The sequence below is a fragment of the Neisseriaceae bacterium genome (assembly GCA_016864895.1).
Classification (GTDB): domain Bacteria; phylum Pseudomonadota; class Gammaproteobacteria; order Burkholderiales; family Neisseriaceae; genus QFNR01.
In genome coordinates this window covers 870,417-892,644 of sequence record CP046107.1, presented here as the reverse complement: position 1 = coordinate 892,644, position 22,228 = coordinate 870,417, and the positions used below count along the sequence as shown (strand labels likewise).

The 22,228-nt window shown below is 34.3% G+C and carries 24 protein-coding genes; 19 read left to right on the top strand and 5 right to left on the bottom strand.

The annotated features are described in order from the left end of the window. The first annotated feature begins 417 nt into the window (after window positions 1-417). The 5 genes from GKC53_03810 (at window position 418) to GKC53_03790 (ending at window position 6,133) form a co-directional block, all read left to right on the top strand. Window positions 418-1,548: a porin gene (locus GKC53_03810; GenBank protein ID QRN41265.1), complete on the top strand. Its 1,131-nt coding sequence runs from the start codon at window positions 418-420 to the stop codon at window positions 1,546-1,548. A gap of 158 nt (window positions 1,549-1,706) precedes the next feature. After that, window positions 1,707-3,398, top strand: a complete 1,692-nt coding sequence (gene pilB, locus GKC53_03805; GenBank protein ID QRN41264.1) for a type IV-A pilus assembly ATPase PilB — start codon at window positions 1,707-1,709, stop codon at window positions 3,396-3,398. 25 nt (window positions 3,399-3,423) lie between these two features. After that, the gene (locus GKC53_03800) at window positions 3,424-4,674 is read left to right on the top strand and encodes a type II secretion system F family protein (GenBank protein ID QRN41263.1); all 1,251 of its coding nucleotides are present in this window, start codon (window positions 3,424-3,426) and stop codon (window positions 4,672-4,674) included. Window positions 4,675-4,688: 14 nt separating this feature from the next. Further along, window positions 4,689-5,528: a prepilin peptidase gene (locus tag GKC53_03795; GenBank protein ID QRN41262.1), complete on the top strand. Its 840-nt coding sequence runs from the start codon at window positions 4,689-4,691 to the stop codon at window positions 5,526-5,528. 5 nt (window positions 5,529-5,533) lie between these two features. Further along, window positions 5,534-6,133 carry a dephospho-CoA kinase gene (locus GKC53_03790; protein QRN41261.1) on the top strand — a complete coding sequence of 200 codons (600 nt, stop codon included), beginning with the start codon at window positions 5,534-5,536 and terminating at the stop codon, window positions 6,131-6,133. Between the two features lie 77 nt (window positions 6,134-6,210). Here the strand turns inward: GKC53_03790 and GKC53_03785 are convergent, their stop codons facing one another. Next, window positions 6,211-7,353, bottom strand: coding sequence for a class I SAM-dependent RNA methyltransferase (locus GKC53_03785; GenBank protein ID QRN41260.1), 1,143 nt, complete (start codon window positions 7,351-7,353; stop codon window positions 6,211-6,213). 122 nt (window positions 7,354-7,475) lie between these two features. On the opposite strand from GKC53_03785, the gene GKC53_03780 reads away from it, so the two are divergent. The 9 genes from GKC53_03780 (at window position 7,476) to GKC53_03740 (ending at window position 16,045) form a co-directional block, all read left to right on the top strand. After that, window positions 7,476-10,304, top strand: coding sequence for a valine--tRNA ligase (locus GKC53_03780; GenBank protein ID QRN41259.1), 2,829 nt, complete (start codon window positions 7,476-7,478; stop codon window positions 10,302-10,304). Between the two features lie 15 nt (window positions 10,305-10,319). After that, the gene (mltG, locus tag GKC53_03775; GenBank protein QRN41258.1) at window positions 10,320-11,333 is read left to right on the top strand and encodes an endolytic transglycosylase MltG; all 1,014 of its coding nucleotides are present in this window, start codon (window positions 10,320-10,322) and stop codon (window positions 11,331-11,333) included. A gap of 1 nt (window position 11,334) precedes the next feature. After that, window positions 11,335-11,964, top strand: coding sequence for a dTMP kinase (locus tag GKC53_03770; GenBank protein ID QRN41257.1), 630 nt, complete (start codon window positions 11,335-11,337; stop codon window positions 11,962-11,964). Between the two features lies 1 nt (window position 11,965). Beyond that, window positions 11,966-12,931 carry a DNA polymerase III subunit delta' gene (holB, locus tag GKC53_03765; GenBank protein ID QRN41256.1) on the top strand — a complete coding sequence of 322 codons (966 nt, stop codon included), beginning with the start codon at window positions 11,966-11,968 and terminating at the stop codon, window positions 12,929-12,931. 8 nt (window positions 12,932-12,939) lie between these two features. After that, window positions 12,940-13,281: a hypothetical protein gene (locus tag GKC53_03760; GenBank protein ID QRN41255.1), complete on the top strand. Its 342-nt coding sequence runs from the start codon at window positions 12,940-12,942 to the stop codon at window positions 13,279-13,281. Window positions 13,282-13,283: 2 nt separating this feature from the next. Further along, entirely contained in the window at window positions 13,284-14,069 is a 786-nt protein-coding gene (locus GKC53_03755; GenBank protein ID QRN41254.1) for a YchF/TatD family DNA exonuclease, read from the top strand. A 116-nt stretch (window positions 14,070-14,185) separates the two neighbouring features. Further along, window positions 14,186-14,665 (top strand): NADPH-dependent 7-cyano-7-deazaguanine reductase QueF, encoded by a 480-nt coding sequence (gene queF, locus GKC53_03750; GenBank protein ID QRN41253.1) that lies wholly within the window; start codon window positions 14,186-14,188, stop codon window positions 14,663-14,665. Continuing rightward, window positions 14,658-15,308, top strand: a complete 651-nt coding sequence (locus GKC53_03745; protein ID QRN41252.1) for a 7-cyano-7-deazaguanine/7-aminomethyl-7-deazaguanine transporter — start codon at window positions 14,658-14,660, stop codon at window positions 15,306-15,308. Before queF ends, GKC53_03745 begins: the two co-directional genes overlap by 8 nt. A 29-nt stretch (window positions 15,309-15,337) precedes the next feature. After that, entirely contained in the window at window positions 15,338-16,045 is a 708-nt protein-coding gene (locus tag GKC53_03740) for a nitroreductase (protein ID QRN41251.1), read from the top strand. 1 nt (window position 16,046) lies between these two features. Here the strand turns inward: GKC53_03740 and GKC53_03735 are convergent, their stop codons facing one another. Next, a complete protein-coding gene (locus GKC53_03735; GenBank protein QRN41250.1) occupies window positions 16,047-17,036 on the bottom strand; it encodes an NAD(P)H-dependent glycerol-3-phosphate dehydrogenase in 990 nt (329 codons plus the stop codon). Window positions 17,037-17,239: 203 nt separating this feature from the next. Here GKC53_03735 and acpP point away from each other — a divergent pair, with 203 nt between their 5' ends. Together acpP and fabF are read left to right on the top strand one after the other, a co-directional pair. Next, window positions 17,240-17,473, top strand: a complete 234-nt coding sequence (gene acpP / locus GKC53_03730) for an acyl carrier protein (protein QRN41249.1) — start codon at window positions 17,240-17,242, stop codon at window positions 17,471-17,473. A 36-nt stretch (window positions 17,474-17,509) separates the two neighbouring features. Continuing rightward, the gene (gene fabF / locus GKC53_03725) at window positions 17,510-18,760 is read left to right on the top strand and encodes a beta-ketoacyl-ACP synthase II (GenBank protein ID QRN41248.1); all 1,251 of its coding nucleotides are present in this window, start codon (window positions 17,510-17,512) and stop codon (window positions 18,758-18,760) included. Between the two features lie 6 nt (window positions 18,761-18,766). Here fabF and trmL read toward each other — a convergent pair whose 3' ends face one another. Beyond that, complete coding sequence (trmL, locus tag GKC53_03720) at window positions 18,767-19,237, bottom strand: tRNA (uridine(34)/cytosine(34)/5-carboxymethylaminomethyluridine(34)-2'-O)-methyltransferase TrmL (GenBank protein QRN41247.1); 471 nt, start codon at window positions 19,235-19,237, stop codon at window positions 18,767-18,769. Between the two features lie 9 nt (window positions 19,238-19,246). Then, window positions 19,247-19,633, bottom strand: a complete 387-nt coding sequence (locus GKC53_03715; protein ID QRN41246.1) for a ComF family protein — start codon at window positions 19,631-19,633, stop codon at window positions 19,247-19,249. 424 nt (window positions 19,634-20,057) lie between these two features. On the opposite strand from GKC53_03715, the gene GKC53_03710 reads away from it, so the two are divergent. Genes GKC53_03710 through GKC53_03700 form a run of 3 tightly spaced genes read left to right on the top strand, consistent with a single transcriptional unit; the run spans window position 20,058 to window position 21,771 of the window. Then, window positions 20,058-20,519 (top strand): DUF937 domain-containing protein, encoded by a 462-nt coding sequence (locus GKC53_03710; GenBank protein ID QRN41245.1) that lies wholly within the window; start codon window positions 20,058-20,060, stop codon window positions 20,517-20,519. An 11-nt stretch (window positions 20,520-20,530) separates the two neighbouring features. Next, window positions 20,531-20,974 (top strand): peptidoglycan-binding protein LysM, encoded by a 444-nt coding sequence (lysM, locus tag GKC53_03705; protein ID QRN41244.1) that lies wholly within the window; start codon window positions 20,531-20,533, stop codon window positions 20,972-20,974. A 35-nt stretch (window positions 20,975-21,009) separates the two neighbouring features. Next, the gene (locus tag GKC53_03700) at window positions 21,010-21,771 is read left to right on the top strand and encodes a 16S rRNA methyltransferase (protein QRN41243.1); all 762 of its coding nucleotides are present in this window, start codon (window positions 21,010-21,012) and stop codon (window positions 21,769-21,771) included. A 4-nt stretch (window positions 21,772-21,775) separates the two neighbouring features. Here GKC53_03700 and GKC53_03695 read toward each other — a convergent pair whose 3' ends face one another. Further along, complete coding sequence (locus GKC53_03695; GenBank protein ID QRN41242.1) at window positions 21,776-22,213, bottom strand: hypothetical protein; 438 nt, start codon at window positions 22,211-22,213, stop codon at window positions 21,776-21,778. Window positions 22,214-22,228 lie beyond the last annotated feature (15 nt).

Sequence of the window (22,228 nt, the reverse complement as noted above, 5' to 3'; positions counted from 1 at the left end):
TTAATTTGTTTTCTGCCACCAATCATGTTGGTTGGGACTTAATTTTTGTATTAAGAGAAATTTTATATTTGATAATCCACAAAGCTATTGACTACTATTTATGTTATTATATGCTCGTTTCGATGATTGATTTCTTGGGAACAAAATGGGGAAACCAGAGCTGTTAGACTGGACTTAATTGGGTACGAGTATTTTGATACCAAAGTTTAGTTTGGCTTTAAGCTTGTTTTTTGATTATTTTGTTGTTATTTAAACACAGAAAATGCTTGAATAGTGTTGATATATTGCTTGAAATGCACTAAAACGTCTAAAATGTGTTAGACTTACAAAAAACTAGGTATTAAAATGGCTTTAGATATTCGTTACGGAGTTTAGAGCTAGATTATTATAAATAAGAACTAAAATGGAGTGGTAGATATGATAGATATGAAAAAAACATTAATTACTTTAGCTTTATCGACAGCGTCTTTAGCGGCAGTTGCAGACGTAACACTGTATGGTTCAGTTAAGGGTGGCGTGGAATATAACAAGGCAGATCGCAGTGATAAAGCTACAAGCGTTATTAGTGACTGGGGCTCTTACATTGGTTTTAAAGGAGAAGAAGATTTAGGAAGTGGCTTGAAAGCTATTTGGCAAATTGAGCAATCTGTTTCTTTAGGTGGTGGCTCAAACGCTGGCCATTGGGCTACTCGTGATAGCTTTATTGGTTTGGCTGGTAGTTTTGGTACTTTGCGTGCTGGTTATTTGTCAGATACATTTAAGTCTATGGGTAAATTAGACCCTTGGACAGGTAACGGAATTAGAACTTTGGAAAGTTTCAGTCGTTATGGTAGTCGTTACACTGGGGTTCGTTACGACTCTCCAAATTGGAGTGGTCTGTCTTTAAATGTATTGTATTCACCTAAAGACAATCAATCCAGTGATGGTAAAGATGCTTTAAGTAAAGATGTTTTGGCCGTAGGTTTGGGTTATGAAAACTACGGTTGGTTCTTTAACTATGGTTATAAAAATGTCCGTGGTGCAGCCAATGCAATCGGTCGAGATGGTAGATTAAATGGTGAAGTTCATGGTTTAGATATTGGGTACGACAATGGTACTCTATTTGCTGGCTTAGGGTATAGAGATTCTAGAAACCTTAATTCTAAAGATTCTGCTAGTCTGAAAGATTCTTTGGAAAGTGTAGGTATTTCTTGTGATGCCTTGTGTAGTAATTGGGGATCTAGTCAAGGTGCTATAACGTTTGCTTATAATCTTGGTAATATTGTACCTCGTATTTCGTATGCTTACGGTGAGGAAAAAGAACGCCATGTTAAAGATCCTTCTAAAAACAAATATAGCCAAGCTATTGTCGGTGTTGATTATAACTTAAGTAAGCGTACAGCAGTTTTGGCTAGTTTGGGTTACTGGTCTAATAAGCCTAAGTCTTGGGTTGAGATTAGAGATCAAGTAACTGATGTTGCAAGAGACGAAGACAGTAAGAAGTACAAACGTGATGAAGAAAGACAAGAATCTTATTCATTTGGTTTGGGCTTACGTCACAAGTTCTAAATTTAATTTGGAGTACATAAATTTAGGAAAAGAGAGTTGGTGACAACTCTCTTTTTTTATTATTAATATCTGAATATAAGATTGTGATATTTACAATAAAAAAATTATGGTATTAGCGTATAATTAGCAGGTTAGATTGATGATTGCTAGGGATGGAAATGAGTTTAGGTCTATTAAATATTTTAAAAAGGAATAATTATATTTCTGATGAGAAATATAACCTGGTTTTGAATACATATAAGTCAGATATTCGAGATGTAGGGAATCAAGCTAATAGTTTAATTTCCTATTTATTTGATTTTGATGTGATATCACCTAGGGAATTAGCTAGAATTTTATCAGAAATTTATGGTTACCCAGTTTTTGATTTATCCGTTTATGATACTCATCATTATGTTAGTGGTCTTGCCTCAGAAGAAGATTTATATGATTATAGGATCTTGCCAATTTTTAAGCGAGGTAATAAATTATTTTTAGCAGTCTCAGATCCTACTTTGGAGTCGTCCTATAGAAAATTATTTTTCAATACAGCGTATACTCTTGAATATATTCTGGTAGAAGATGATATTTTAGATTCCGTTTTTGAAATTATTAGACGAGAATCTACAAGCATGTTTGAAGAGTTACAAAAAGATCAAATCTTTAATCCTGTTAAAATGATGAATGATGATGGAATGAGTGAGGATGGGCCTATTGCTAAGTTTGTCAATAAAATTATTTATGATGCTGTATTCAGTAGGGCTTCTGATATCCACTTTGAATTTTATGAATACTATGCACGTATTCGATTTAGAATGGATGGTGTTTTAAAAGAAATTGTTCAACCCCCATTAGTCACAAAAGATAAGATCTCTTCTAGAATCAAGGTAATGGCAAAGCTTGATATTTCGGAAAAGAGGGTACCACAAGATGGTGGTATGAAATTAAAAATTGACCGTAAAAAGACTATTGATTTTCGGGTGAGTACTTTACCAACGTTGTTTGGAGAAAAAATTGTTATTCGTATTTTAGATAATACAGTTGGTTTTATCGAGCTCAAGGATTTAGGGATGAGCGAGTATGAACAAAATATTTTGCTAGAAGCCATTTATAGACCTTATGGCATGATTTTGGTTACAGGTCCTACTGGTTCTGGTAAGACTGTGACACTTTATAACTGTTTGAATATTTTAAATACACCTGAAGTTAATATTTTGACAGTTGAAGATCCTGTTGAGATTAATTTGCCGGGTGCTAACCAAGTTAGTATGAATGAAAAACAAGGATTGGATTTTGCTAGAGCTCTAAGGTCTTTTTTACGTCAGGATCCAGATATTATTATGGTAGGAGAAATTAGAGATTTAGAAACAGCAGATATTGCACTGAAAGCCTCTCAGACAGGACATTTAGTCTTTTCAACATTGCATACTAATAGTGCACCCGCATCTGTAACTCGTTTGAGCAATATGGGGGTTCAAGCTTTTAATGTGTCTAGTTCTGTACTTTTAATTATAGCTCAAAGATTGGTTCGAAAGCTTTGTCCAGATTGTAAGAAACCAGCTAAAAAAATGCCAGAGGAGATACTGTATCAATTAAAATTCACACCTGAGGATTTAAAGGAAGATTGGAGAATTTATGAGTCAGTTGGTTGTAAGAATTGTAAAGGTACTGGATATCGAGGTAGGGTGGGTGTTTTTGAGGTTATGCCTGTTTCAGAGAGAATACAAAAAGCAATTTTGGCAGGTAAAGACGAGTCATACATTTTGCAAATTGCTTTAGATGAAGGGATGGTCACCCTGAGGCGTTCAGGATTGGAAAAGGTAAAACAAGGAATAACATCATTGGATGAAGTAATGTCAATCTCTAATTAATTTGAATAAATAGGTACGATGATTTATGGCTCAGCAATCTTTACAGTTACATCAAAAAAATAAGTCTAAAAATAATTTTAGATCAAAACTATATGAATTTGAAGGTGTTAATCAGATTACTAATGAAGAAGTAAGGGGGCAGGCACAAGCAATTAATGAAAAAGAAGCTCGTCGGCAGTTGAGATATAAAAATATTAAAATTAGTAAAATTAAGCGATCAAGCAGATACAGAAAAAAGATTCGGTCTAAAGATATTACAGTATTTACTAGGCAAATTGCTTCTATGCTGAAAGCCGGATTACCTTTAATTCAAGCACTGGTTATTATAGCTAGTGGAAATACTAATAGTAATATGGCAATGATGGTGTTCGATATAAAAAATGAAATTGAACAGGGATCATCATTGACGAATGCATTGGCAAAGTATCCTAAATATTTTGATGGCCTGTATTTAGGGTTAGTGCGAGCAGGGGAGTCTTCTGGGTTATTGGAGGATTCATTAGATAGAATTGCAACTCAAAGGGAAAAAAATGCCAAATTAATTAATAATGTGCGTAGGGCTCTTATTTATCCATCTGTTGTTATATGTGTTTCTATTTCTGTGGTTCTGTTTATGTTAATTTGTATTTTACCGATTTTTAAAGGGTTCTATGATGATGCTGGCGCAGCCCTGCCTTGGATAACCACCGCAGTTATTTCTTTGTCTGATTTTATAATGCATTGGGGAGGCTTATTGGTATTAATTATTCTTATTTTATTGATTACTACTTTTATTTGGCGTTATAAGAATAATATACAATTGAGAGAAAAAGTTACAAGGGTAGCGTTGCAATTGCCACTTATCGGTTATATTATCCAGAGAGCAGAAGCTTCAAGATGGGCAAGAACTTTTGTATGTTTATATGGCTCTGGGATGCCCATGACAGAGGCGTTAGCGTTAATTTCAGAGAGTTCAAAAAACATTATATTTCAGAAAGCGACTTATCAAATAGAACAACAGGTGCTCCAAGGAGAAAGTCTAGTTAGTAGTATACGTAGTATGGAAGAGATTTTTCCGCCGTTATTTATACAATTAGCAGAGGTAGGAGAAGAAGCAGGAACTTTGGAAGAAATGATGAATAATGCTGCGGATTGTTTCGATGAGGAAGTTAGTTCAACGGTTAGTACATTAGAGTCTATTTTAGAACCTGTTATTATTGTGGTGTTAGGTATTATTGTAGGCATTATTTTAATTGCTATTTATTTACCAATATTTAATTTAGCCTCAGCTTTTTAAAGATGAACAGTTATATGGTTGATATTTATCTTTTTTTAATATGTTTTTTTATTTTAGGTCTGATTGTAGGTAGTTTTTTAAATGTAGTTATTTATAGATTACCATTGATGCTGGAGTGTTACTGGAAAAATCAGGCTAGATTACTTTTAGACTTGCCAGTGGCGGAGGATCAAAAAAAGTTTAATTTATTTTTTCCAAAATCTCATTGCTCTCATTGTCACACTAAGCTTAAGCTTTATGAAAATATTCCTGTGGTGAGCTATGTGTTGCAGGTGGGGCGGTGTCGATATTGTCATCATAAAATTAGCTTGCAATACTTAATAGTTGAATTGATAACTGGTGTTATTTTTACTTTACTTTATTATAGATTTGGTTTGAGCTATGCTTTATTGGGGGGGGTAGTATTTTCTTCTGCTCTTATTGCATTAACATTTATTGACTTTCGAACTAAATTATTGCCAGATATCATTACAATCCCATTACTATGGTTAGGTTTATTATTTAATTTATTTAAAGTGTATGAAGTGAGTTTAGAATTTGCGGTGTTGGGGGCATTGGTCGGCTATTTATTATTTTGGATAGTATTCCAAATTTTTAAATTCCTGACAGCAAAGGAAGGGGTAGGCTATGGTGATTTTAAGCTTTTTGCAGCCATTGGTGCATGGTTAGGTATTGTAAACTTACCATTCTTATTGTTGTTTGCTTCTATTAGTGGTTTGATTTTTGCTCTAGTATTTAAAATTGGAAAGAACCAGGAAATGCCTTTTGGGCCTGCTATTGCTATTTCTGGATTAATTTTATTTATTTTTTATCCGGAAATTTCATCATGGCTCAGCATTAATTTAAGGTATTAGAGATCATGGGACATTGGGTATTAATTACAGGTGGTATTGGAAGTGGGAAAACAACTGTAACAAATTTTTTTCAACAACAAGGTATACCAGTTATAGATACGGATGTGATTTGTCGAGAGTTAACCCAAGTAAATGGATTGGCTATTGATGAAATCAGACTATCATTTGGTCATGAAGCTATTGATCAAAATAATGCTTTAGATAGAGATTGGATGAGAGATAAAATTTTTCAAGACCCTTTGGCTAAAGAGAAGTTGGAGAACATTTTACACCCTATTATTTTTAATCAAACCATTCAGTTGCAAAAGAAAATAGATCATATTTATGGACTAGTAGTTGTTCCCGTTTTTGATAAAAACAGTATCTACAATGGTATTACAGAAAGAGTATTGGTGGTAGATGTAGATCAAAATATACAAGTACATAGAGTGATACAAAGAGATCATTTAACCTATGAAGATGTTAAGAGAATTATCGATGCTCAAATATCTAGGACAGAGAGATTATTACTAGCTGATGATGTTATTGTGAATAATCAGGATCAATGCTACTTGGCAAAACAAGTTTTAAACATGCATAAGTATTATTTAAGCTTATTTTCTTGAATTTTTTTAGAGTTTTTCCTAATTTTCTGTCTAGAATTATTTTATTTTTTTAATTTACTCAAGCAGAATACTGTGCGTTATTTTTTTCTGTTGGAGCCAGCAACGATATCAAATAGATATAAACGACACTCTATTTGACCATTATAGACCGGGATTTTTTGTTTTGGGGACAAACGTAATTTTTTAGGGAATTCGAAATCCGGAGTAATAAAGCCTGTCGTCCAAGTATCTAAGTTGAGTTTTAAAATCTTTGACCACTCTGCATATTGAACTTGTATTTTTTCTAACTCTGACAGTCTTTGTCCATAAGGAGGATTAGTTAAAAGTAGTCCTTGTTTATCTCTGATACGAATTTGTTTAAAAGGGATACAATCGAACTGTATGTAGTCAATTAAGTTAGCATGTATTGCATTATTGACAGCTTTTTTAATAGTATTGGGTTGATTATCTGATGCATATATTTGAAAGGTAGGAGGATGAATATTGCTTTTTGCTTGTGCTCGTAAATTTTTCCATAATTGAGAATCAAAATTGTTAAGATTTTGAAAAGCAAATACTCGGTTTAACCCTGGAGGGGTACTAGATGCTATCATGGCGGCTTCAATCGCAATTGTGCCACTACCACACATAGGGTCAATGAAGGCTTGTTTTCCATTATAATTGGCTAATTTTAATAATCCAGCTGCTAAGTTTTCTCTAATAGGTGCACAATCAGTTTTTTGTCTCCATCCTCGCTTAAATAGAGCTTCTCCACTAGTATCTAGATATATGACCGCAGTATTCTGATTAACATATGCAGAAACTCTAATATCAGGATTAGATTTATCTACATTTGGTCTAATATTGTATTGCTTTATGAATACATCGCAAATAGCATCTTTAACTTTTAAAGCTAAGATATCGAAGCGTCGACACCAATTAGCATTTCCTTCAGTCCTTACCCTAAATGTCTTATCGTGGCTAAAATAATCGGGCCAATTAATTTGCGTAGCTAATTCATATAAGTCATTTTCTGAAGTGATGTGACCTTGTGTGATTTTGATTAATACTCGGGAGGCAAGTCTAGAATGTAAATTAATCAGATAAATATCTTTCCAATTACCTTTTAAACTAACATGGCCTTTTTTAGCCGTTGCATTTTGACAGGTTATCGCGAATATTTCTTCTTGAAGCTTTGCCTCTAAACCTCTTGGACAGGAAACAATAATAGAATAATTCATATAATCTAAAAATCCTTATTGTATCTTAAATGAGATCAAAGAGACAAACATTACAATCATAACCGTAGTACAATATAATCTTACGGCAGTACATTAAAATAACTTCAGAAGAAACAATATTTATGGAATCGACGAAATACGAACCTCTTTCAATTGAAATGAAATGGTATGCACGGTGGGAAAAAAATGGATACTTTCAACCCAGTATGAATAGGCAAGACACTCCCTTTTCTATCCTGCTCCCGCCACCTAATGTAACTGGAGTATTGCATATGGGGCATGCATTCAATCAAACTATTATGGATGCTTTGGTGCGTTTTCATCGTATGAAGGGTGAGAATGTTTGTTGGATACCTGGCTTGGATCATTCAGGTATAGCCACTCAAATAGTGGTTGAGAGACAGTTAGCCAGTGAAGGTATGACACGCTATGACTTAGGAAGGGAAGCATTTTTAGATAGAGTGTGGGACTGGAAAAATAACTCTGGTGGAACCATGAAAGAACAAATGAAGAAGTTAGGTTGTTCTGCTGACTGGACACGAGAGTATTTTACCATGGATGATACTCGAGCCAAAATAGTGACAGAGGCATTTGTTCGTCTTTATGAGCAGGGGTTAATTTATAGAGGCAAAAGGTTGGTTAATTGGGATCCTGTGTTGAAAACTGCTATCTCAGATCTGGAGGTTGAGAATGTTGAAGAGCAGGGCTTTATGTGGAGTATTAAATATTTACTAAAAGATAACCCTGATGAATTTTTAGTGATTGCCACAACTCGGCCTGAAACTCTTTTAGGTGATGTGGCGATAGCAGTTCATCCAGAAGATGAAAGGTATCAGAAATGGATAGGTAAGGAGGTGATAATACCTTTAACGGGGAGAACAGTGCCCGTTATTGCTGATGAATATGTAGACAAAGATTTTGGTACTGGTTGCGTTAAAATAACACCAGCTCATGATTTTAATGACTATTTAGTAGGGCAGAGAAATCAAATGCCATTAATCAATATTTTTGATTTACAGGCCAATGTTCTTCGGGAGGCTGAAATTTATTCTTATGATACCAACATTCAAGTAGGTTCAATTGTTTTACCAGAACAATTTCATAATTTAGATCGATTTGAGGCGAGAAAAAAAATAGTTGAGGAATTATCAGATAAACAATTATTAGTGAACACGAAACCTCATACTTTAATGATCCCGAGAGGTGATAGAACAGGGACTGTGATAGAGCCTATGTTAACAGATCAGTGGTTTGTATCTATGGATAAAATACCTCACAATTCTGATTCTTTTTTATCTTTGGGAGATCAAGCAAGACGAGCTGTTGATTCAAAAGAAGTCTCTTTCATTCCTGAAAATTGGGTTAATACCTATAATCAGTGGATGAAGGAATTACAAGACTGGTGTATTTCTAGACAGTTGTGGTGGGGGCATCAGATTCCTGCATGGTATGATGAAGATGGCAATATTTTTGTTGCCAGAAGTCAAGATGAGGCAATGTTACAAGCAGGGACTAAAAATATTAAGAGAGATGAAGATGTTTTAGATACTTGGTTCTCATCAGCTTTGGTTCCTTTTGCTGCTTTAGGGTGGCCTGAGGATAATGATGAAATGGAAGTCTTTTTGCCTAGTACTGTATTAGTCACTGGTCATGAAATCATTTTCTTTTGGGTGGCAAGAATGATTATGATGACAACCCATTTTACAGGTAAGATACCTTTTCGTAAGGTTTATATCCATGGCATTGTGAGAGATCATGAAGGTAAAAAAATGTCTAAATCAGAGGGTAATGTGATTGATCCTGTTGATATTATCGAAGGCGTTAGCTTACAAGACTTGTTAAGGAAAAGAACAACCGGACTTAGACAACCAGAAAAAGCAGAAGATATTAAGAAAGCAACTCAAAAGTTATTTCCAAACCATATAGAGGCATATGGTGCGGATGCATTGCGTTATACCATGGCCAGTTATGCTAGTTTAGGTCGATCTGTTAACTTTGATTTAAAACGTTGTGAAGGATACCGGAATTTTTGTAACAAAATTTGGAATGCAGCAAGATTTGTTTTAATGAATGTTGAGAATCAAGATTGTGGACAGAAAAAGGATACAAATTTTGAATATTCCTTTGTGGATCAATGGATATTAGGGAGGTTGGAAGAGGTCAAGATAGCAGTAACACAAGCATTTGAGACATATAGGATTGATCTTGTTGCGAAAATTTTATATGAATTTTTATGGAATGAGTATTGTGACTGGTATCTTGAGTTAACAAAAGTCCAATTAAGAGATGAACGAGAGGTTGTTCAAATAACCACCCGAAAGGTGTTGCTTGAAGTACTGGAGGTTGCTTTAAGACTACTACATCCTATTATGCCTTTTATTACGGAAGAAATATGGCAAAGCATTGCACCATTAACAAGTGCTAAACAGCAGGACAGTATCATAATCTCTTCTTGGCCACTTTTTCACCAAGAGAATGTTGATCTTGACTGTGTGCGTAAGATGGCGCTTTTAAAGGAATTAGTCAATAGTATTCGTAATTTAAAAGTAGCAATGGGTCTAAAAACAGGTGTAAAACCACCTTTATTGATAGAGGATAAAGCATCACAGTTAAAAAATATTATTCCCTACTTACCAATGATAGCAAGATTAAGCCAAGTCGAGCTTTTACAACAATTACCTGAGCATCTTGAGTTACCGGTAGGAATGATAGCAGGGGATATAAAGTTTATTCTAAAAGTGGAGATTGATAAAGCGGCTGAAACACAACGCTTGAATCAGGAGATTGTAAAATTGACTAAGGCTCGTGAGAAGATAGAGAATAAACTCAGTAAACCAGGGTATCAGGAAAAGGCACCCAAGCACTTGGTAGAAAAAGATAAAATAGAATTGAATTCTTTATTAAACCATATCAGGGATATTCAAGAACAATTAGATCAATTACAGAGGTAATAGAAATTACATTTTATGAAAATAGATAAAAGAAAATTATTAGTTACAGGATTGATGGCTCTGTCATTTTTTATAGTACTGTTGATATCCATCGTTCTGCTATTATTTTATCCTAAAGATATTCACCAGAATGAATATTTATTGGTGATTAATAAAGGTGATAGTATCTCTTCTGTGGCAACAAGGTTAAATAAAGAGGGAATTATTTATAATCGTAAGGGATTTATTTTTTTAGCAAAAATAACTCATCTTAATTCAAAAATTAAGCCTGGTTTTTTCTATATTAAAAATCCTGCCTCTATATGGAATATTGTTAACATTATCAAGAATGAGCCCAAAAAAATAATGATTACTTTTGTTGAGGGTTGGAACTATCAGAAAATTAAGAATTATCTTGATAATAATAATCAAATTAGACACTTAACTAAAAATTGGACGGAACAACAACTTTTATCATTTTTGGATCCAAGTTCGAATTATAAAAAAGTAGAAGGCTTACTATTGCCTGATAGTTTTTATTTTTATCAAGGAGTGGAAGATAAAGATATTTATCGCATGGCATATTCTTTAATGCAGCAAGAATTGAGAAAGCAGTGGGATGAGAGACAAGAAGGATTGCCTTATCAAACGCCATATGAATTATTAATAATGGCTAGCATTATCGAGAAAGAAACTGGGGATATAGAGGATAGGGCATTAGTGTCAGCTGTTTTTGTTAATCGTCTTAACAAAGGGATGCGACTGCAAACCGATCCTAGTGTTATTTATGCAATGGGAGATGATTATCAGGGTAAAATAAGAAAAAAAGATTTATATCATGATAATCCTTATAATACCTATACTAGAAAAGGGTTACCGCCAAGTCCGATAGCGATGCCTTCACGAGCTTCTTTGTATGCGGCGGCTCATCCTGCGGATGAGAAGTATTTATATTTTATATCCAAACAAGACGGTTCTGGTAAAAGCTATTTTAGTAAATCTTTATCAGAACATAATGCAGCAGTAAGAAAATACATATTGAGGAAGTAAGATGAGGCAAGGTCAGTTGATTACTATTGAGGGAATAGATTGTTCAGGTAAGACTTCCCAAGTGAATTTTATACGTAAGTGGTTTGAGGATAATAATATTGAATTGATTATCACTAGAGAGCCAGGTGGTACAAAACTTGGAGAGAATATACGTTCTCAATTATTGGATATTGATACTTCTGTTTCATTAGAAACAGAAGTGTTGTTAATGTTCGCTGCTAGGCAACAACATATACATGAGGTCATTTTACCGGCACTTAAAGAAGGTAAGTGGGTTTTGTCTGATAGATTTACAGATGCTACTTATGCTTATCAAGGTGCAGGAAGAGGGGTGGCTACAAAAAAGATTAAAGTGCTTGAAGAGTGGGTGCAAGAGGGACTTCAACCTAGCTTAACAATTTTGTTGGATGCCCCAGCGGAAGTGTGTCAGAAACGTTGTGAAAACAGAGATAGAAGAGATAGAATAGAGAGCGAGGATATGTCATTTTTTAATAGAGTGAGAGAAAGATATCTTGCCTTAGCACAATCGAATCCAGATAGATATCGTATTATCTCGGGCGAACAGTCAATAGAAAAAGTATCTGAACAGATTGTTAATGTTTTAGACGATTTCAAGCGTAAGGTGATGTAGTATGATTTACCCTTGGCAAAAGGATTCATGGCAAAGACTTTTTCATGGATGGGAAAGTAAACCTAATGCTTGGCTTTTTTATGGTAGGCAAGGTGTAGGCAAAGCAGCATTTGTTATGGAATATGCTAAGGCACTGTTATGCGAGCAACCGCTTGAAGGAAGTTATTTTCCTTGCCTTCAATGTCATTCATGTCACTTATTTTCTCAGGGTAGTCATCCTGATTTTTATCAAATCTCTCCTGACGAAGATAGTGAATTAAATCTCATTAAAATAGAATCTATTCGTGAGGTCTTAGCAAAGGTACAGACAAGCAGCCATCTAGGTGGTTGGAAAGTTGTTTTAATCATGCCTGCCGAAAAAATGAATATGCAGGCCTCTAATGCATTGTTGAAAGTCCTTGAGGAGCCTCCATCTAAAACAATTTTTTTATTGGTAAGCCATTCTAAAGATAAGTTGTTAAGCACTATTGTCAGCCGTTGCCGTCAATTTGCTTTATCGATGCCTAATGAAAAGGAGGCTTTAGAATATTTATCTACACAACCAAATTTTGATGAAAATACATATTTTCATTTGGCTTTTAATAGTGGGGTTCCTTTCTTTTCACATAATTTTCCATTGGAATTGTATCAAGAATTTTTAAAGGTGATGTTAGAACCGAGATTATTATCGTGTTTAGATTTTGCTCAACATTATGATTCTGAGATAAAAACACTCGATTATTTTTTTGATTGGGTGTATAAATGGCTGGCTGATATTATTTTGAGTCAGCAAGGGTATGGACTGAAGTTCAATCGAACATTAAGCAGTTGTATAGAGAAAAAGCTGAAAAATAAGTATAATACTCGAGATTTATTTGCTTTATTAACTTTGGTTAAACAACAGGCAAGACATAAAAATCATCCGCTAAATACTAAACTGCAAATAGAAAACATCATGTTAGAGTATTTGTCTTTGTCTATTGGTTAGGATTTATTATGAGTAAAACAAAAGAAGTGCAAATGATACAACTACATATTGATGATTTAGATTACTTATATCAATCATATATGAAGTTTGTCATAGGGGGGGGAATTTACTTTTTTTCTAATGAGGATTTTTCACTAGGTGAACAGGTATTTTTAGTCCTTAGTATTAAAATTGATTTTATTGATAAAAAATATCCTATGAGAACAGAAGTTATTTGGAAAAACTCTCATTTGTCAGATAAGGGGTATGGTGTTTCTTTTGGATCGGATGAAGTTGCTAAAATCGCTAAAAAAGATATTGAAACACTATTAGGAAATATGGATTCTAATAAAAAAGCTTTTACCATGTAATTATGTTAGTTGATTCTCATTGCCATATTAATTTTCTTGAATTAAAAAAACGGATATCTGATGTTTTAACCAACATGCAAAATAATCAGATTAGTCATGCGTTAGTAGTTAGTGTTAGTCAGGAAAGCTTTTTTGAAATCATTGATCTAGTCAATGAATATCAGAACTTATTTGGCTCTATTGGTATACATCCAGATAATATTGATAATATTGAGTTTTCTCTTGACGAAATGTTATTGCATTCCAAACATCCTAAAATTATAGGTATAGGTGAGACAGGGTTAGATTATCACTTGTGTGAAGGGGATCTAACTTGGCAAAAGAATAGGTTTACTAAACATATTGAGGTATCTATACGAACAGGCTTGCCATTAATTATTCATACAAGAGATGCTGGTTTAGATACATTAGACATTATGAGGGCACATCAAGTAAAAAAAGCAGTCATTCATTGTTTTACCGAAACTCGGGAGTTTGCAAAACAGGCATTGGATCTCGGTTATTATATTTCTTTTTCTGGAATTGTGACATTTAAAAATGCAAAACAGATACAAGAAGTTTGTCGTTATATCCCTGATGATAGGTTATTGGTTGAAACAGATGCGCCTTATTTGGCACCTGTTCCTTTTCGAGGTAAAACTAATGAACCTGCCTATGTAAAAAATACAGCAGAGTTTATTGCAGCATTACGAAATCAGAGATTTGAAACAATTGCCAAAATGACTACTGATAATTTTTTTAGCTTATTTGAGAAAGCACAAGATGAGAAAAGAATAAGTAATGAATAAAATTAGCATAATCAATATGTTGATAAAGATTAATAAATAAGTATTCATCAGTACTGTTATTATCTTAAATGATATGGTTTAAGAGCGTGACACTGCAAAAAAAACTAAGGGAAAATATGAAGAAATCACACTCAATAGATAAATTGGGATTATTAGGCAATCAGTTGGCACAGTATCCTGTGCAGTATGATGCGAGTATTTTGGAAATATTCGATAATCCTCATACTGGGAACGATTATTGGGTTCATTTGAACTGTCCAGAATTTACAGCTTTGTGTCCTAAGACAGGACAACCAGATTTTGCTAGAATTATTATTTCTTATATTCCCAATTTGTATATGGTTGAAAGTAAGTCATTGAAGTTATATTTGTTTAGCTTTCGTAATCATGGGGGATTTCATGAAGATTGTGTTAATGTTATCATGAAAGATTTAGTTAATGTAATACAACCTAAGTATATTGAAGTTATTGGGTTATTTTCGCCTAGAGGCGGTATTTCTATTTATCCTTATGCTAATTATTCTGTTGAAGAGGAAAAATGGCAGCAGATGGCGATAAGCCGATTAACAAGGTTTAATATTATTGATTATGATTAGTTCTAGCTCTTTAACTTTAAGTAGACCGCAACAGAAAAAAGCAATTATCTATCTTTCTTTTTTTCATATTTTAATTATAGATGCTAGTAATTATTTGGTTCAGATACCATTTACATTATTTGGTATACATGCGACCTGGGGTGCGCTTACTTTTCCTTTTATTTTTCTGGCCACAGATCTAACGGTAAGAATTTTTGGTACTTCTCTAGCAAGAAAAATTATTTTCATATGTATGTTACCTGCAATGGTTGTTTCTTATGTTATATCATCTCTGTTTTCGCAGGGATATTGGCAAGGCTTTGATACTTTTAATTGGCTAGTAGCTCGTATCGCATTGGCTAGTTTTTCAGCTTATGTTTTAGGACAACTGACTGATGTTGTTATTTTTAGCCGCCTGCGGCAAATATCTCAGTGGTGGGTAGCACCTTTTACATCTACTGTTATAGGGAACGCTTTGGATACATTGGTATTTTTTCTGATTGCTTTTTATAATAGTACTGATGAATTTATGGCTAACCATTGGATAGAAATTGCTTGGATTGACTATGGATTTAAATTGTTTGTTTCAGCTTTATTCTTTTTACCATTGTATGGTATCGCATTAAGGTATCTTTCCCTTAAATTAATTCAAATAAGAATATAATGGTTACGGTTTATTCAAAGGAGGTTAATATGTTTGCAAAAGATATTGAATATATTATGAAAAGCCGGCATTCAGTTAGAGCCTTTAAAGATAAAAAAGTATCTAAATTAATTATTCAAGAAATTTTGGAGGCGGCTAGTAGGGCGCCATCGGGATGTAATACTCAACCGTGGCGAGTTTATGTAGTACAAGGTAGTGTTAGAGACGAAATAGTCAATGCTGTTTGTCAAGTATATGATGATTCGATTGACAAGCCTGGTATCAAATCACAGTATCAGGCAGCTTATGACTATTACCCTCAAGAATGGTTTTCACCCTATATTGAAAGACGAAGAGAAAATGGATGGGGGTTGTATGGTTTGCTAGGAATAGAAAAGCAGGACAAGGATAAAATGTCAGCACAACAGAGAAGAAATTTTATGCTGTTTGATGCACCTGTTGGTTTATTTTTAACTTTTGATAGGCGTTTAGGAACAGGTTCCAAGATGGATATTTCCATGTTTATACAGAATATTTTACTGATGGCTATAGCAAAGGGGTTAGATACTTGCCCACAGGCAGCTTGGAATGAATATCAATCAATTGTATTGCCTAAAATAAAGGCTGGAAAAGATGAAGAGTTATTGTGTACGATCGCCTTGGGCTATGCCGATAAAACTCAAATTGTCAATGAGTTCACTACACCAAGAGAGCCCGTGGATAGTTTTACTACTTGGTTAGGATTTGATGAATCATAGGCTAGACACCTTCAATTTTGGGTGAGCGACGCATGATGGTCTCTACAACATCATCGACGGATATTTTGCCTGTTAATAGATTAGATAGCATTTCTGTGATAGGCATTTCTACATTATTTTTTTTTGCAATGGCTAAAACTTCTGGTAAAGTGTTAATACCTTCTGCGACGTGTTCCAATTCCTGTAGAATTTCCTGAAGGTTTTTTCCTTCTGCCAACTTTAAACCTACTTGCCTATTACGAGAAAGATTTCCAGTACAAGTTAATATTAAGTCTCCAAGAGTACCTAAGCCTCGCATCGTATCTTCTTTGGCTCCTAATGAATTGGCTAGTCTAGTCATTTCTGCCAATCCTCGCGTGATTAAGGCAGCCCTGGCATTATTTCCTACATGTTTCCCATCAGAAAAGCCAGAAGCTACTGCGATAATATTTTTGACTGCTCCCCCAACGCCCACTCCTATAGGATCATCATTGAGATAAATTCTCATAGTACTATTATTGAGCATTTTAGTTATATCTTTACCCCATATTAAATTATCAGTTGATAAACAAATAGCAGAAGGCAAGCCTGAGGCTAGTTCTTGTGCAAATGTAGGTCCAGATAAAAGACCAATACTTTTGTTATTGGGATAGATATCGGCCACAACTTGGTGGGGCAGTAGGCCAGTTCCTTTTTCAAAACCTTTAGACGCTACCAGTATTGGAGTGGATTTGAGAACAGGTAAGGATTCTAAAGTTGCACGAACAGCAATCATTGGTGTTGCGATAATAACTAAATCATACGGTGATAAACAATCAATATTTTCTATGAAGTCAATAGTCAATGAATCAGGGAAATGATAGTTAGTGAGATATTTTTTATTCTCTCTATCCTGATTAAGCTTTTGAGCGTCTTTGCAGTTTCTTGTGAGTAAACTGGTATTATGAGTCCTAGAAAAATGAATGGCTAATGCGGTTCCCCACGAGCCATTTCCAATAATAATAATTCTCATAAGGAAAAAACCTTGTTAACATCGGTAGTATGTTACGAATTATGACATATAACAAAAGAAACCAATAGTGTATTTTGTTTTATTTATTTTTTTTGTGCCAAAATTTTTGGAGTTAGGCTATAATGTAGACCGTCTATCTTGGTTGTATTTTTGAGCTGAGTGTATTTAAAAACAGATATGTAAGAATTAATTGGGAGTTTAACATGGAAAATATTGAAAACAAAGTTAGGGAAATTGTTTCTGAACAGTTATGCATTGAGATAGAGAAAATAAAAAATGAATCTTCTTTTCAGGAGGATCTAGGAGCAGATTCTTTGGATATTGTTGAATTGGTTATGAGCTTAGAAGAAGCTTTTGGTTGCGAGATACCAGATGAAGATGCAGAGAAAATTACTACTGTACAGCAAGCAATTGATTATATTGTTGCACGTCAATAATTTTGTATTTAGGATCGACTTCTAGGGTATCAGGGTATGGGTAAAAGAAGAGTTGTTGTTACTGGTGTGGGACAAGTTTCTCCGGTTGGTAATACTGTTTTAGAAGCTTGGGATAGTCTGCTTAACGGGAGGAGTGGTATAGCAACGATTACCCGGTTTGATACATCAGGCCTCGGGTGCTCTATTGCAGGTGAAGTTAAGAACTTTAATATTGAGGATTATGTTTCGCCAAAACAGGCACGTCATATGGATTTATTTATGCATTATGGCATAGCTTCCGCTTTGCAAGCAATTGAAGATGCTCAATTGGATGATGATCCTAATTTGGATAAAACAAGAGTTGGCGTCATTATAGGCTCTGGTATTGGTGGTGTTGATAATATAGAAAATATGACACTACAAATTGAAGAAAAAGGCTACAGGAAAGTGAGTCCTTTTTTTATTCCAAGTACTATTATTAATTTAGTTGCTGGGCATGTTTCAATGTTAAAGGGCTATCAAGGTCCTAGTTATAGTCTTGCTTCTGCTTGTACAACAGGAACACACAGTATAGGTGATTCTTTTATGATGATCCAAGCAGGGAGGATAGATGTTGCAATAGCAGGTGGGACAGAATCTTCTATTTCGAGATTAGCTGTAGCTGGATTCCATGCAGCAAAAGCACTTTCTAGTCGAAATGATGACCCTACAACAGCCTGTCGACCTTGGGATAGAGGTAGAGATGGTTTTGTTATGGGTGAAGGCGCGGGTGTTTTAGTTTTAGAAGAATATGAACATGCTAAAAAGCGTGGTGCAAAAGTTTATGCTGAAGTCCTTGGTTATGGTATGAGTTCAGATGCTTATCACATGACTGCGCCATTACCAGACGGTTCTGGTGCCATTTTGGGTATGGATAGGGCACTTAAGGACGCTCAAATTAATCCTGTAGATGTAGACTATATTAATGCTCATGCGACGTCAACCCAACTGGGTGATTTGGCAGAGGTGGTTGCCATTAAAAAATTATTTAAAGATCATGCTTATAATATGAAAATCAGTTCCACTAAATCGATGACTGGTCACTTATTAGGAGGGGCAGGAGGTATTGAGTCAGTATATTCAATTTTAGCCATCCATCATCAAATAGTACCACCTACTATCAATGTTTTTGATCAGGATATTGAGAATGGCTGTGATTTAGACTTTTGTGCTAATGGTGCTCAAGAAACAAAAGTTGATATTGTATTGAGTAACTCCTTTGGTTTTGGTGGTACGAATGGTACTTTGATTTTTGGAAAACTGAGGTAATAACTTTTACGTTCCCCCATTAAAATTATTTTGCCTCCATGCTTCGAATACCATTACTGATACGGTATTTGCCAAGTTCATACTACGACTGTTTTTAAACATTGGTAGACGTAATTTCTTTTGATCAGAAAAAGTATTGAGTATTTTTTCAGGTAATCCCCTGGTTTCAGATCCAAATAGAAAAGCATCTCCTTGATTAAATTTAGGTTGATCGTAGCGTGTAGTACCTTTGGTTGTTAGGGCGTAAATGTTTCCTTGTGTAAAATAATTTGAGCATTCCTGCCATGTTTTATGGATAACAACAGAAGTGAATTCATGGTAATCCAGGCCAGCTCTTCTCATTTTGCTGGAATTGAATATAAAGCCAAGAGGTTCAACCAGATGGAGTATGAAGCCTGTATTAGCACACAGTCTAATGATATTGCCAGTGTTTTGAGGAATTTCTGGTTCAAATAAAATAATGTGATTCTTATCCATGTGATTTTCCTAATGAGCCAAGACCCAGGTAAAAACTTGGTAATTCTTTTCTTTTTTTAAGCATTTTGCTAGTTCGTTCACAGTTGCAAGTGTAGTTGCAACATCATCAATTATTAGAATAGTTGTGGCATTGGGACTCTTATTAAGCTGAAATGAATTTTTTATATTTGTAATACGTTCTTCTTGCTTTAAATTATGTTGTGGTTTGCGATTGTGTTTATTTATATAAGCGTTATGCCAAAGAGGAATATTATATTCTTTACTTATGTATAAAGATAATTCTAAACTTTGGTTAAATAGTCTTTTGTGATAGCTACTAATGGTGAGTGGCATTGCAATAATATAATCGATAAGCTTGGATTGTTTTTTTAACCAATAAGGCGTATTTTGTAGCATGAGATATGCTAGTATTTTCGAATATTGGATTTTAGAGTGAAATTTCCATTCTTGTATCAATTTAGATAAAGGAGGTTTGTAATAATAGCTTGCCCAAAATTGGTCTATAAGTGTATTTTGGGATTGACATAGCCCACATATATTTCCTGCAAGAATTTCTTGTCCACAATGTCTGCAGTAATGTCCATGTCTACTTATCGTTTTTATTATTTCGTAGCATTGCTGGCACAGGATTTTACGAGAATCTAGGTGATAACATAATGGGCATTGATACATAAAAATGATTCGATATTTTTTTACAATGTTGAAGAATGACATGATTACATCATTATAATATTTTATATCGATATGTTTTGTATTTTTCTTCACAAGGTGAAAAAAAAATATATAATGAGCAGGTGTAAATTTTAACTGGGAAGAAGTAATGAGTTTGATTGATGATATCAAAAAAATAGCTGGTAGTGCTATTGCTGGTAATACCGATCAGTTAATAGGTTCATTTATTAAGGAGCGGTTAGAATCAGGTAATATGAAGCAAATCATTACGATAATGACTGAATTAATAGGAGAGCAAGGCTCTATAGGCGGGTTTGAAGCATTAATTAAAAAATTTGATACAGCTAACCTGGGTGAGTTGATTCAGTCTTGGATTGGATCTGGTAAAAATATGCCATTGACAATGGAGCAAGTACAATCGGTATTTGGAGTAGATTGGATTCAAACATTATCTGATAAAGTAGGGATGAGTTCTACTATTCTTACTGGTTTGATTTCTCAATTTTTACCTTTGGTTGTTGACGAAGCAACTAGAGAGGGTAATGTTCCTGATGCAAATGTGATAAAGCAAATGAATATAGCAGAATTGTTAACCTCATTTATAAAGTAAAGGAGTCAATTATGAGTTTATTTAGTTTTTTCAAAGAAGCAGGAGAAAAGATTTTTGGTGCATCTGATAACAATACAGATAGAGGTAAAAAAGTGACCGCACATGTGCGAAGTTACAATATCCCAGGTGCAACTGATATTCAGGTGGATTGTAATGAAGATGGGGTTGCAACAGTCACAGGTGAGTGTGAGTCACCACAGGTAAAACAGATGGTTTTGACTGCAACAGGGAATATTGAAGGTGTTAAAGAGGTTAATGATAAATTAAAAGTTAGATCAAGTGGTAAGGAAGCTGATTTTTATGCTGTTCAAAAGGGTGATACTTTATCAAAAATTGCAGAAAAATATTACAATGATGCTAGCAAATATACTATTATTTTTGAAGCAAACAAACCTATGTTAACTGATCCTGATAAAATTTATCCTGGACAAACTTTGATTATTCCTAAAGCATAATTGAACTTTAGTACGGAGGAAGAAGAGCTCCCATAGTGGGCTCTTTCTTTTTAGACTATAATATGTTGTATATATGTAAAAGAAACCTTAGTCTTACAGAGTTACATTACATAGAATATATATCAAATACTTTTGGCCTTTCTGTCTGTTATCAATCACCGGATAAGTCTTATTTTTTGATTTGGGATGGGCAGATGATTGGACTGAAAAGTAGTCAATATAAAAAAATGCTTGTCGTTGATTTTTCTTCTAACAGGTTATTACATAGAATTGGAAGAAATCAGGGAGAGCTGATTTTAAAAGCGGTTAATTTGAAGAAACATAATCAAATATGGGATGCGACGGCAGGCTTAGGAAGGGATGCATTTGTATTGGCTTCATTTGGTGGAGAGGTAACGATGTTTGAGCGAAATCCTATGATTGCAGCAATGTTGTGGGATGGTATTCGTAGAGCAAAGAATATAAAATTGTTGGTTGATATTGTACAGCGTATGCATTTGATATACGGTTCAATTCTGGACGATCATTTAGTTTTACCTAAGTTGCCAGAGATTATTTATTTAGATCCAATGTTTCCAGAAAGAAAAAAATCTGCTTGTGTTAAAAAAGAGATGATTTTTTTGCAAAAAGTGGTTGGTGAGGATTCTGATTGTGTACAACTGTTTTTGCGAGCAAAAGAGCTAGGTATTCCTAAAATTGTTGTTAAACGGAGTAAGTTAGCACCTGATATCGAAGAAGGTTTGATTAACTTCAGTATTAAAGGGCAGTCAACCCGCTTTGATATTTATTTAAATTAAACACTCATGATGAAAATTTATCACAGGTAAAACGGTATATACTAGCAAACATCGTATTTTTCAGAATTGGGTTTGATTTTGGATTTTGTATTTTATGAGTGAAAATTAATTGATTAGAGGTGTTGTAATAACTTGCTGAGATTAGTTTAACTCTTGCTTGTTTGCAGTTAACTTCCCATTGATTGATGTCATAAGCATATTTTTTCCCTTTAAGGAAAGAAGTTGTTTCCGGTACCTTTAATACATTTTTGGATTCCACTTTGGCTATTGAGCCATTTCTTTTGATTGAGTTAGGACTGATGTAATGTTTCATATCTCCCCAGTGGGTTTCTCCAACATAAAACCAAGAACCTGAGCCAGAAGTAGTAGTGGCACAAGAGTTAACTAAGAGGATTAATCCCAATATTCCTAACGTATTACAATACTTTGACGTTATAACCATTTGTACTCTGTTTAA